This window comes from Chitinophaga sp. Ak27 (assembly GCF_012726295.1).
In the GTDB taxonomy this organism is placed as follows: Bacteria; Bacteroidota; Bacteroidia; order Chitinophagales; family Chitinophagaceae; genus Chitinophaga.
Map to the genome: position 1 here is coordinate 52,543 of NZ_JABAOB010000007.1, position 13,052 is coordinate 65,594.

The window sequence follows — 13,052 nt, forward strand, 5'->3', positions numbered from 1 at the left end:
AAACCGATATCTGAGATGATACCGGTTTTATTGGTTGATATTATTGTCTTTTACTAATGATGTATTCTGTCACTCTCCTGCGGGAATACGCCGCCATCACTCCTTTGTGTTGGAAGGCTGATTTTAGTTTTTCTACGTTACTTTTTCTCGTGGTGGCAGTGCTGCATGCAGACTGCAAAAAACATAGCCAATGATATATATACCTCACCGGTTTTAAACCCGGTATTTACTTATTGCATTCAAGTAATTGTATACAATTATACGTATTATTTGTATACAAAAAAAGTTTTTAAGAAATATAGTGATAATACACCTTTTCGGCTCACCCGTTCTCTGTAAATATAATCATACTCCATGTAATAAGCCCTTGTAAAGCAATGATTGTCGCTGGAAAATCGTTTTTGTTTACCTTTAGGTTATTATTTTGTTTACAAAATAATAATATTTTTAATGAGATATTTTACCCTGTCCGGTTCCTGGTTTAAATAATACCAGGAGGGAAGCGATCACCATATTCCTCTCCTGGTATTCATTTGCGGTGCAACTATTTTTTAGCCTGAACCGGCTCATATACCCTTCCAGGTGTAATCACATATTCCCCGACAGTAGCGCGGAAGAACAAAGTATTTTTACCAGCGATTACTTTCCGGTTGGTCGCTTGTTTGTCCGAACCGGCTACATGCCAGAATCCGGGCGCTAAGCCAGTGAGTACTACGTCATAGTTTTTACCAGCAGGTACCTTTATCGTAATTGGCGTATGCACCAGGTCCGTGCTGGCGCTCATGCCCACAATACGATCTGCGAGCGTAATAATGTAACTATCTCCTGTTTCATAAAAATCAACCGGCAGCGGTGCAACACCATTAGCAGCCATTTGGAATACAGTGAGGAAACGGTCGCGTTGCTGCGCAGTTTTAGGTGCAACCATAATACGGTAAGCATGCGCCTCCGGCTTATCTGAGTTTACTTTGTATGGAAACTCAAATGTGCTGTTAGCCTTATCGCCGCTGAGTATGGTGGTTTCACGATCTTTCGCGGCGGGGACCAGCATGTCTGTATAGGTATTACCGCTTATACCGCTTTGCTCATTGTGTAAGATCACACCATTGGCTGTTTCTACCGGTGCTTTCAAGGTATTGATCTGCCAGTATTTTTTGAATGCCGGGCTGGAAGTGGTCATATCGTCTGTGAGGATGATTGCGGCCGGTACATCTGTTCTTCCCAGGTTCAGGAAGCAAAATCCCCGTGTATAGCTACTCATTTTGGATGTATAAGCAGCGGTAAGATCTGCTTTAAAGTAACTGTAAGAGGGTGTTTGTGCAGAAGGCCCGTAATCGGAAGACTGCACCGTACCATAGTCAAACCAGGGATCGGTTATGGTTTCCCGCGGCGTAACCGGGAATCGCTGACTGAACCTTGATCCGCCGTCATTGGCTTCTGTCCTGAAAAGCAGGGGCTCGGCAGGATCCCTGGCCAGCATCATGCTATGTGATATAGAGCGCTTGTTGAAGTTGAAATCGTAAGGCGTACCGTACGATAAATACAACCCAATACAGCCCACCTGCATACCGTGATAGTAGATCTGCAGCTCCCCGGCATCGGCATGCTGGTGATTACCGAAATGATACCCTCCTCCTTTAATGGCCCCAATTACATCGCTGCTTCCTGGTATATTATTCCAGCCGGTACGGGCAACCATACCGCCTAGCACCGGGCCAAAATCTTTGGTGAGTGGGAGGGAGGCTATGTCAGGTTCCGCCTTCAGAGCCGGATCGTTGACCAACAGGTATAAAACAGGATTGTCTGGTAAACCGCCTTCCCGCTCAAATTCTCCTTTTATCAATGGATCATGGTTGTAGCCGTAACATAGCAACATGGTTTGTGGCTGTTTCCAGTAAAATGGCTTGCCATGGGTGTTCACATTAAATTTATCACCGTCGTGCAACATATCACCGTCTGGAAGACGCATATATAGCCAGTAATCTGATAAGCGTTTGATGTTATCATCGAAAACAGGGGTGCCGGTCATGCGGTAAAATAGCCATGCCGCGTGCATTTCCCAGCCGAAGCGATAGGCGCCATAGTCCACGCCCTGGTTGTGGCGCGGCGATTGGTACTCAAATTTCCGCATAGGGACCAGCTGCTCTAATACGATATAGGAGGTATATTGATAGGGTAGCGGATCTTCATTGTAAATGGCAATACTCATGGCCAATAAGTCACGGCTTACCTGGGCTTCGTTACCATGACCATTAATAGCACTGTTGTCGAACGGAGGCCAGCCTATCTCCATATCCATGGCTAGTCTCATCAGGTGCTTACATAAGGCTTGCCGTTCTTGTTTGCTGAGTAAATCATAGCACCAATCATATACCGTGGAGCCTATATAAATAGCACGGCCAATTTCCCGGGTAATATCTCCATACCGGATATTACCGAATTCAAGTACGGAAAGATAGTGAACCATCAGCTGGACGGCTTCTCTACCGATTTTTTTATTGTCCGTCATCAGGTAATAAAAGGCTTTCGTTTGTGCTACTTTCTCAAGTTCTTCATTGTGAAATATTTCTTTATTGGCATCAAATGCAAACGGATAAGGTGTTTCCGCCAATTGCTTCACTTTAGCCCAGGCGGGTTGGTTGTCGCCCATGTTGAGGTGCGCTTTTATCACTGGTAATGTTTGTTCATTTACCCATAAACGTGGGTGGCTGGCTGGTGGCGTAATAGCAGGTACATAATGCTGCGCTGCCTCGGGAACTGGCGGTGGTACATAGGCTTTCCATTCAATATGTCCCAGTTGTATACCCTTGGGCAGCCAGAGTTTTATGATCTGTTCCCGGCCTGTAAGCGTAAATTTCCCGGACGACTGTATTGCACCGCCATAGGCATCGTATAAAATTCTCCGGGTAGGCCGCTCCTGGTCAATTTGAATACGGATATAGGCTGTCGCTGTTTTTCCATCCGGTGTGGGTGGTAAGTCGGCCCCGGCAGCGGTATAGGTAATCATCTCATAAATTCCCGCCCGGGGTACTTTTATTTTATAAATAATATCGGGGGGGGTACGGTTACTGTCGGCCTGCGGTTTTAATGCCAGCCATTGAATCTTATGGGTGGCATCCCGGATTGCTTCAATAGCATTTGAATTAATGGTGGCCTGGTCGCCGTACCATTGTTGTGCATCACTTTGAGAAAAGCCCCTGAGCGGGGAAATGGTACATAATAAAAGGCAGCACCATCCTTTAAGGAGGGCCCTTTTTGCATTGATCAATTTTTCCATGTTATACATACTCCTACAATAATTTAAAAAAGATCCTGAATGCAATAAGGAGGTATGTACAATATGTACTGATGGCCGCAAAATAATACTTTATAAAAATTAAATCATACTATTTTTTATCGGCGCCTGGTAGAATGTGAGTATAGCATACTGGCAGCCTGTGTATGTAGCGTAATAGACTCAAAAAAAATATCTACACCGCTTATTTTATATAGATATTTAATTAATGTGTATTTTTAAGGAAAATATGACTGTATACCATGAAATTAAAATTTACCCCTTATTTATGCCTATTTATTTTTATTGGGCTGATGTCTTGTAGCAAAGAAAAATCAGCAGAACCAGATAATCAGCCGCCAGAGCCTAATCCAGCGGCAAGCGGTCTTTTAAGCGGATGGCGTCAGGGAACTACCACACAGGACGACACTCTTTTCACCATCACTTATGACGACAAGAAGCGAATAAAAAATGTCAATAATACCTCAGATAGAGATGAATTTATTGCCAGTTACGATAATGCCGACAACCTTATTGAAATAGCGGAGAATTACAGGGGAGATACTTCAGAAATGATGACATTTAAATACAATGCAAATAACCAGTTGATTGAAGCTGATCACCATCTTTTTGGACATCCCAACCGCTTTTTATATGAGTATACTAACGGTGTGCTTTCAAAAAAGAGTTACTATACAATTACCAATCTCAATGAACCCAATACGCTGAATTTATGGCGATATTTTACTTACGAGATAACGAATGGTAATGTTACCCATCGTAAGGAGTACAATAGTGCAGGGGAGCTACAGGCAGAAGTTAGTTATACATATACCACCAACGCAAATATCTTTCAGCCCTTGTCTTTGCTGAATTACATTAACAATCTGGGGTTGGACGGAGTAGCGAATGACGAAAGCCTTATTAACAAAAATATGCCTGAGAGTTCTTCAGAAAATGGAAAGAAAACTACCTATACTTATAGCTACAATAATAACAAACAAATCACCGGCTTTCTTGTAAATACCCCATATGGGGTATTTACAAGAACATTATCATATTAGCTATACATGTGACAGGCAAGAATGCTGTTGGTATCATAAACCCTTCTGTCTTTGCAGTAATAGATGGAAGGGTTTGTTATTACTCGCTTTTAATGATCAGATACCTTCTTACACTTAATCAAAAAGAAAGGATAATTTTCATTTACCTCCATAATATCAAACAACCCTGCTGGCCCAAACTCCGCTTGGATCGATGATCTGTCATAAAAAAACATTTTAACGCCTCCAAACATTTCATAGCGGTCCTGGCTGATAAATGTACCCTTGCCATAGGTGGGCGCCTCCTTAGAGATGACTGTAAACACCATGTAGCCATTCTCTGATAATTGATGATAGCAGTCGTGGACAAGTTTAGCTCTTTCGTTACTGTCTAATAAATGAATGAGCGCATAACAGAATATGCCGTCATAGCGGTTATGGTCAAACGGCATATCTGTAACAGAGCCATGGTGGATGACCATTCCTGTGCCGTAGTGTTTTTCCGCCATTTGTATCGCAGTGGCTGATATCTCGATTCCTGTTACCTTCATACCATTATCTCTGAAAAGCTGGGCATTCCTGCCATAGCCTATACCTGGAATGAGCACATTTTTAACACCCTGCTGCACGAAAAAATCTTTTGTCAGGATAGCGGATTTCGCCGGCTCAAAGCCCCACATCTCCTGTTTTTCCATGAAAGCGGCATCCCAGAATTCGGGTGTGGATTTATTTTCCATAAGCGTGTCTTGAATGATGTATGAAGGTATAAAAAAAACACTTTCCATATCGGTAGCCCGATGCTGGTTGTTAGCGCAGACAAAGGCGTCCCTAGTGGCAAAGATCAGTGCTGGGTGGCGATCTATTACAGGCCCAATTGACCATTAACTCCTATGTCATAATGTATATACATATAAGTCTTTCTATCAGTTAAATAGCGCCCCTTCGTTTTTTTATTTTGCCTACTCCAGCTATTTCCCTACTTCTTAAGAATAATATTTTGATAAAAACTACTTCTATATTGACTTAAATATATTATATATAAACATCTCATTAAGAATAAATATAAAATAACTTAGAAATTTTCTCTAATGAAAAATTTGACATTATCATTTTAATATGTACCTATGTATGTACAAACCAAAGTCGTATTAAATAATTGTCTGCACTGTTATGAAAAAATGCATCCCAAACTTTCTGCAACAGAAATACCTGTGCTACCTATTCTGCCTGCTTACTGGGAATGTTGCCTTTGGTCAGGCAGTATTCACCGTAACTGGCAAGGTGCAGGATAACAAAGGGCAAGCCATGCCCGGCGTAACTGTCAAGGTGAAACACCGGGCAACCGGCACTGTTACCACCGCCACAGGAGAGTATTCCATCAAAATGGAAACCTCCTCCGATACCCTGGCATTCTCCTCCCTCGGATACCAACCGCAGGAAATCCCGGTCAACGGACGACACACCATTCTCGTGACGCTGCTCGACAACAGGAATGACCTCAACGACGTAGTGGTAGTAGCCTACGGCCTGCAAAAGAAACAAAGCATGGTCAGCTCCATCACCACCATAAATCCAAAGGAGATCAAAGGGCCTACGAGCAACCTTACCACGATGCTGGCAGGACGTATATCCGGGCTCGTATCATACCAGCGAAGTGGTGAACCCGGCGCTGACAACGCTTCGTTCTTTATCCGGGGCATTACCTCTTTTGGCTCTGGGAAACTGGATCCCCTGATATTAATTGATGGAATGGAATCTACTTCTACCGAACTGGCACGCCTACAGCCAGACGACATCGCAGGTTTTTCCGTGCTGAAAGACGCTGCCGCCGCATCGTTATATGGAGCACGCGGTGCCAATGGCGTAATACTCGTTACCACAAAAACCGGTAAATCCGGGGTAACGAAAATGAATGTACGCTTTGAAAATTCCTTCTCCTCCAACACCCGGAATATAGCACTGGCAGATAATATCTCCTACATGCAACTGGCAAACGAAGCAGCCATCACCCGCGACAGGCTGGCCCCGTTGCCCTACAGCCAAAACAAAATCGATCATACCAAAGCCGGCGACAATCCCTACTTATACCCCAGCAACGACTGGCTCGGAACATTGATCAAAAATTATACGAACAACCAACGAGTGAATATTAACCTCTCTGGCGGCGGCCAGAAGGCGCAATACTATGTAGGCGCTACCATGAACCAGGACAACGGTATCCTGAAAACGCAAAGCGGCAATAACTTCAATAACAACATTAAGTTGAGAAGCTACGAGATCCGTTCAAATGTGAACCTGAGATTTACTTCCTCCACAGAAGCAATCATCCGAACCACCGGTAATTTTGATGACTACAATGGTCCCGTTGGCGGAGGAGCGGCTATCTTCAAAAGCGCGTTAAATGCCAACCCGGTGCTGTTTCCGGCTATCTTTCCCTCCAGCGATCTGTCCAATGTGAAACATCCCCTGTTCGGAAACGCTCCCCGTGGTTCTAATGGGGAGGTGTACAACAACCCTTATGCTTCCATGGTGTCAGGATTTCAACAGTACAATACCTCCACGCTGAATGTACAACTGGAGATAAAACAAGACCTTAACTTTATTACGCCGGGGCTCTCTGCAAGGGTGATGGCCTATACGAAACGCTATTCCTACTTTGACCTGAGCCGGCAGTACAACCCGTTTTTTTATTCCGCCAATCCAACTGTTAAGGACCCCAACCAATATACGCTGTCTCTCCTAAATGAAAAAACGGCTACTGAATACCTGAATTATACTCCCGGTAGTAAGATCGTGAATACCACCACCTATATGGAAGCAGCGGTGAACTACAACCGTACGTTCAATAAGGTACACAATATCAGCGGCTTGTTGATTGGCATTCGTCGTAACTACCTGAACGGAAATGCAGGCGACCTCCAACTCTCCCTTCCTTTCCGCAACCAGGGCGTTTCCGGACGGTTTACCTATGGATACGATAACCGCTACCTGCTGGAAGGAAACTTCGGCTACAACGGGTCTGAACGTTTCGCAAAAAATAACCGGTATGGATTCTTTCCATCTATAGGCGTAGCCTGGAATGCAGGTAATGAAAAATTCCTGGAAGGAATGACGGATGTTATCTCACAACTGAAATTCCGCGCTACCTACGGGCTCGTCGGTAACGATCAAATCGGCGATGCCAACGACCGCTTCTTCTACCTGTCGAACGTAAACCTGAACGATAACAAGTTCGGTTCATACTTTGGCGAAAACTACGGCTATTCTAAACCCGGTGTTTCCGTTTCCCGGTATCCCAATAATGACATTACCTGGGAAAAATCACAAAAGACCAATATCGGCCTCGACCTGGGACTCTGGAATGCACTCACTGTGACCGTAGATGCCTATAAGGAACGCCGCAGCAGTATCCTGATGTCAAGAGCTTATATCCCATCTACTATGGGCCTTACTGCTCCTATCAGCGCTAACGTGGGAGTAGCAGAAGGCCGCGGAGTAGATGTATCCATGGATTACAATAAAAATTTCGGCAAAACCTGGTTGCAGATGCGCGGAACATTCACCTATGCTGCCAGTAAATTGCTGGTAAATGAAGAACCGCAATACCCCGCCAATATGCAATATCTTTCCCGCGTAGGTCACTCCCTCGGCCAGGTATATGGATTGATTGCGGAAAGATTGTTTGTAGATGATGAAGATGTAAAGAACGCTCCGCGGCAAAATTTCGGAGAAGTGAGAGGTGGAGATATCAAGTACCGTGACCTGAACGGCGATGGACAAATTACTAAACTGGATATGGTGAATGAATTAGGCTACCCCACTACACCAGAGATCATTTACGGATTCGGATTCTCTTTCGGCTACAAGAATTTTGATATCAGTACCTTCTTCCAGGGCTCTGCCAGGTCTTCCTTCTTCATAGACCCTTCGGCTATTTCTCCTTTCGTAATGGATGGCGCTAATCAACATGGGTTGCTCAACGTAATCGCTCAGGATCACTGGTCAGAAGACAATCGCAACCTGTACGCATTCTGGCCAAGGTTAGGCGCTACGCAAAGCAGCAACAACAACCAGCCTTCCAACTGGTGGATGCGAAATGGTGCTTTTCTTCGGATGAAGAGCGCTGAAATCGGTTATAACATCGGCGACAAAGGAATGAAAAGATACCATATCTCCGGATTGAGGATCTATGCCAACGGTACCAACCTGTTCCTGATCAGCGCTTTTAAACTATGGGACCCGGAACAAGGAGGCAACGCATTGGGATATCCCATTCAGCGTGTATTTAACATAGGCGTTAACGTTAGTTTATAGTATCCGCCAAAAAATCTATTACTATGCAATCATTATATACTTATTTAATAGCCATGAAACCCATTCGCAACAATCCTCTTACCATTGTGATGTTGTGTGTGGCCGCTACCTTTTTTACTTCCTGTAAAAAGGGATACCTGGATATAGTCCCAGACAATGTGCCTACCATCGAGCACGCTTTTGCCAATCGCGTGGAAGCCGAAAAATATTTATTTACCTGCTATGCCTACCTGCCAAAAGAAGGACAACCGGATTACAACCCCGCGTTCAGCGGTGGCGACGAGGCCTGGACTTACTGGCCTATGAGCGAAGATTACTTTTTCCTCGATCCATATAACATTGCTCGCGGTAATCAAAATAGCGCCAGTCCCTATATGAACTATTGGGATGGATATGATGGGAAGTCGCTGTGGCAAGGAATCAGGGCCTGTAATATCTTCCTGGAAAATGTTCGCAAAGTATTAGATCTGCAGCCCTATGAAAGAGACCGGTGGATTGCGGAAGCTAAATTCCTGAAGGCGTATTTCCATTGGTATTTATTCAGGATGTACGGCCCTATCCCTGTAGTAGATAAAAATCTGCCCATTACCGCTTCACCAGATGAAGTACGGGTATTCAGGCAACCTGTCGACTCTGTGGTAAACTATATAGCAAACCTGTTAGATGAAGCTGCTGCCGGAGAAAATACCGGTCTGCCCCTGTCTATCACCAGCTCTACCACAGAACTTGGCCGCATTACCAAAGTGGCTGCACTGGCCATTAAAGCGCGGGTACTGGTAACCGCTGCCAGTCCTTTGTTTAATGGCAATAACGATTTTGCAGGCATGAAAAACAAAAACGGACAGGTACTTTTTAACCCCCAGTACGATGCCTCCAAATGGACAAGAGCCAGAGAAGCCTGCAAAAAAGCCATAGACCTCGCTAATGCAGCCGGCGTAAGATTATATCATTTCAATCCCTCTATTTTTGAAGTGGATCACGCCACGCAGATAGAGATGAGTATCCGTAATGCCGTGTGTGAGAAATGGAATAGTGAACTGATATGGGGATTAACATCAGACGGCGATCCAACCTACTGGCTGCAAACATTTGCCTGCCCCCAATTGGACCCCAATACATTCAATATTAACCTGAAAGGAAAACTCGCCCCGCCTTTGAAAATAGCGGAAATGTTTTACACACAGCATGGCGTACCTATCGATGAAGATAAAACATGGGACTATGCCAATCGCTATAAACTGCGCAATGTTACCGCAATAGATACTGGCATGCAGGAAGGGTACAGAACAGTGGGACTGCATTTTGAAAGAGAACCGAGATTCTATGCCGACCTGGCGTTTGATGGATCCAAATGGTTCATGAAAAATGAAAACTATAATATTCAAAGTAAACTGGAACAATACTCCGGGAAAAAGCAAAGCCGCTTATACTCTGTCACCGGCTATTACACCAAGAAAATTGTAAGCTGGAACCTAAACTTTACCACTACCTCCTTACAAACAGAGTCATATCCATGGCCGGTGATGCGCCTGTCGGACCTTTATCTCCTGTATGCAGAAGCGCTCAATGAAACCGGGGCTGCTGCGGAAGCATTAACCTATCTGAACCAGATCCGCGAAAGAGCCGGATTACAGTCGGTTGAAACTTCATGGAGCACTTATTCCAATAATCCAACAAAATATGCATCTGTTGCCGGACTCCGGGATATCATCAGGCAGGAGCGTAGTATAGAAATGGCATTTGAAGGCAGCCGCTTCTGGGATTTGCGCCGTTGGAAAACAGCACCGCAGGTACTGAACAGCCCCATTTACGGATGGGATATCCTGCAATCCACTTATGAAGATTATAACCGCAAGGTGTTTATATTCAACATGCAGTTTATAGCGCCCCGCGACTATTTCTGGCCAATCAAGGAAGATAATCTTCAGATCAATCCCAACCTGCTGCAAAATCCCGGATGGTAATAACCGGCTATCCTGTCAAATTATTTATACCTGCGTAAAAAGCACTGATATGAACAAACGAATTTATCTCACTTCCATATTATTATCGCTGCTGGCTATCTGCTCCTGTAAAAGAGAGGAACCCAGACCTGTTAAACAGGATAATACTCCTCCGGGAACGGTGAACAATGTAACCGTCACCAATCTCAATGGCTCCGCCAGGATCAGCTTTACCTTACCCGGAGATTCTGACCTGTTATATGTAAAAGCACGCTATCAAACTACCAAGGGTGTAAAAAGTGAAACCAAAGTAAGTCGCTATAACAACAGCCTGACGGTGGAGGGATTTGGCGATACCAGCACCTACAAGGTATCATTGTATGTGGTGGATAAAAGCGAGAATGTTTCTCTTCCCGTGGAGGTAACAGTACATCCGCTGGAGCCTGTCATCTGGATAGTGAGAAGATCATTATCCGTAGTTCCTGATTTTGGTGGAGTAAATGTAAAATTTACTAATACCGGAGAAGATGACCTGGCGCTGGTAGTGCTGGCTAACGACTCCCTGGGACAATTCTCTCCCATCACTACACAGTATACTAACCTGAAGGAAGGAAATTTCTCTACCCGGAATATGAAAGATATAGAAACGCAGTTCGGCGTATATGTGCGCGACAGATGGGGGAATGTTTCTGATACCCTGCGGGTGAAACTGACACCGTTATTTGAAGAGCTGCTGGATCGCACCAAAATGAAAGAAGTGGTATTACCTGGTGACGCTCCGCTGGGCTATGGCGGCAATGTGGCAGGCCTTTTCGACGGCAGCACCACCAGTGGTTTTTATCACTCCGGCGACGCCGCCCGGATGCCGCAATGGTTTACATACGATATGGGCGTAACTGCCAAACTAAGCCGGCTGGTATGGTTCATGCGACCCGATTACTATTACTCCCTGCATAATCCCAGGGTGGTAGAAATCTGGGGCTCTAATAAACCCAATCCCAACGGAAGCTTTGATGATAGTTGGACGTTATTGACTACCACTACACAGGTAAAGCCATCTGGTTTACCTGAAGGCCAGCTTTCGCAAGCGGATACGGATGCAGCTTTAGCTGGCTGGACAGTCACCTTCCCGTTGAATACACCCAAGGTGCGTTATATCCGCTTTAAGACGCTGAAGAACTGGTCTAACGGTACTTATGTGAACTTCTATGAGATCATGACCTGGGGGGATACCAAATAAATCATTTGTCAACCAAGAAATAAACAACATGAAAGATATCAGGCTTTTCACTTTTTTATGGATACTTGTCATCACCGGCTTTATTGTGTCCTGCACTAAAACCAGGGGAGATGCTTACAGAAGATATATGGAAGGCGGTGAAATCACCTATCCAGGCAGGGCTGATACAGTATTAGCCCGCTCTGGCCTCAACCGTATTCAGCTATCTGTTATATTAGGTAATGATCCATTGGTAAGCCGGTTAAAGGTGTTCTGGAATAATAATACCGACTCCCTGGAGCTACCCGTGAAACGGACCTCCGGGGCAGATACGATTACTGTACTGATACCTGGCCTAAACGAAGGCGATTATAATTTTACCATTTATACCTATGACAAGGAAAATCATCGTTCGGTGATGGTGAATGCTTTTGGGGTAGCTATTGGTCAGAACTATGTTGGTACGCTCATCAACCGTACCTTGCAATCTGTGACGCAATCTGCCGACGGCAACCAGGTGATATTAAACTGGGGGGCGCCGGCAGCGGGCGAACAAGGCATCGATGTGAATTATACTGCTGCCGATGGAACAACGCGTAAAATAACAGTGCCTGCTACCGAAATGCGCACGGTATTGCCCGATTATAAACCGCTGTCAGCACTGACTTACAATTCAAAATATAAGCCCGATTCCACGGCTTTTGAATACTTTTATCCTAAGGCCGGCACAGTTACGCTGCCGGCATTTGAAAGAGAGCTGCCCAAGGCTGGTTTTAGTGTGCTTGAATTGCCCACTGATGTAAAAGATGGCGGCTATGGCTGGCTGATCGACTACCTGTGGGATGAAAACTACAATCCTCCTGGTTTCGCCACCCAATCTGTCATACCTTGCTGGTTCACGATAGATGGTGGTGCAGCTGCGACACTGAGCCGGTTCAAAGTATGGCAGGCCAACGATCGTTTGTATGACAAAGAAAGCGTGAAGACTTTTGAATTATACGGCAGCAATAGCCCTGCTGCAGATGGCAGCTGGGGCAGCTGGACAAAGATCGGCGCTTATGAATCCATTAAGCCGTCTGGTTTGCCTGTAGGACAAAATTCGGATGACGATGTGGCCTACGCACAGGCAGGGGAAGTATTTAGCGTACCTGTCGGCGTTGCGCCCTTCCGGTACTACCGGTTTAAGCTGCTAACCAACTGGGGAAACAGCGGATTCATGACCATGGAAGAATTTACATTTTATACACACGATAAGTAAC

The 13,052-nt window shown here is 45.0% G+C and carries 7 protein-coding genes; 5 read left to right on the forward strand and 2 right to left on the reverse strand.

Going from position 1 to position 13,052, the window contains the following annotated elements:
* Positions 1-544 precede the first annotated feature (544 nt).
* Complete coding sequence (locus HGH90_RS22235) at positions 545-3,286, reverse strand: hypothetical protein (protein ID WP_211172668.1); 2,742 nt, start codon at positions 3,284-3,286, stop codon at positions 545-547.
* Between the two features lie 251 nt (positions 3,287-3,537).
* On the opposite strand from HGH90_RS22235, the gene HGH90_RS22240 reads away from it, so the two are divergent.
* The gene (locus HGH90_RS22240) at positions 3,538-4,338 is read left to right on the forward strand and encodes a hypothetical protein (RefSeq protein ID WP_169191906.1); all 801 of its coding nucleotides are present in this window, start codon (positions 3,538-3,540) and stop codon (positions 4,336-4,338) included.
* Positions 4,339-4,427: 89 nt separating this feature from the next.
* Here the strand turns inward: HGH90_RS22240 and HGH90_RS22245 are convergent, their stop codons facing one another.
* A complete protein-coding gene (locus HGH90_RS22245) occupies positions 4,428-5,054 on the reverse strand; it encodes a class I SAM-dependent methyltransferase (RefSeq protein ID WP_169191907.1) in 627 nt (208 codons plus the stop codon).
* Positions 5,055-5,487: 433 nt separating this feature from the next.
* Here HGH90_RS22245 and HGH90_RS22250 point away from each other — a divergent pair, with 433 nt between their 5' ends.
* From HGH90_RS22250 to HGH90_RS22265, 4 genes are read left to right on the forward strand one after another with little or no spacing between them, the layout of a single operon-like run.
* Positions 5,488-8,631 carry a SusC/RagA family TonB-linked outer membrane protein gene (locus tag HGH90_RS22250; protein ID WP_169191908.1) on the forward strand — a complete coding sequence of 1,048 codons (3,144 nt, stop codon included), beginning with the start codon at positions 5,488-5,490 and terminating at the stop codon, positions 8,629-8,631.
* Positions 8,632-8,654: 23 nt separating this feature from the next.
* Positions 8,655-10,595 (forward strand): RagB/SusD family nutrient uptake outer membrane protein, encoded by a 1,941-nt coding sequence (locus HGH90_RS22255; protein WP_247679978.1) that lies wholly within the window; start codon positions 8,655-8,657, stop codon positions 10,593-10,595.
* A 49-nt stretch (positions 10,596-10,644) separates the two neighbouring features.
* Positions 10,645-11,814, forward strand: a complete 1,170-nt coding sequence (locus HGH90_RS22260) for a DUF5000 domain-containing lipoprotein (protein WP_168765996.1) — start codon at positions 10,645-10,647, stop codon at positions 11,812-11,814.
* Positions 11,815-11,842: 28 nt separating this feature from the next.
* Entirely contained in the window at positions 11,843-13,051 is a 1,209-nt protein-coding gene (locus HGH90_RS22265) for a DUF4998 domain-containing protein (protein ID WP_169191909.1), read from the forward strand.
* Position 13,052: the final 1 nt, after the last annotated feature.

What these genes read in the sequence shown, in the direction of transcription:
- HGH90_RS22235 (WP_211172668.1), bottom strand. Translation starts at nt 3,286, where the DNA reads ATGTATAACATGGAAAAATTGATCAATGCAAAAAGGGCCCTCCTTAAA.
- HGH90_RS22240 (WP_169191906.1), top strand. Translation starts at nt 3,538, where the DNA reads ATGAAATTAAAATTTACCCCTTATTTATGCCTATTTATTTTTATTGGG.
- HGH90_RS22245 (WP_169191907.1), bottom strand. Translation starts at nt 5,054, where the DNA reads ATGGAAAATAAATCCACACCCGAATTCTGGGATGCCGCTTTCATGGAA.
- HGH90_RS22250 (WP_169191908.1), top strand. Translation starts at nt 5,488, where the DNA reads ATGAAAAAATGCATCCCAAACTTTCTGCAACAGAAATACCTGTGCTAC.
- HGH90_RS22255 (WP_247679978.1), top strand. Translation starts at nt 8,655, where the DNA reads ATGCAATCATTATATACTTATTTAATAGCCATGAAACCCATTCGCAAC.
- HGH90_RS22260 (WP_168765996.1), top strand. Translation starts at nt 10,645, where the DNA reads ATGAACAAACGAATTTATCTCACTTCCATATTATTATCGCTGCTGGCT.
- HGH90_RS22265 (WP_169191909.1), top strand. Translation starts at nt 11,843, where the DNA reads ATGAAAGATATCAGGCTTTTCACTTTTTTATGGATACTTGTCATCACC.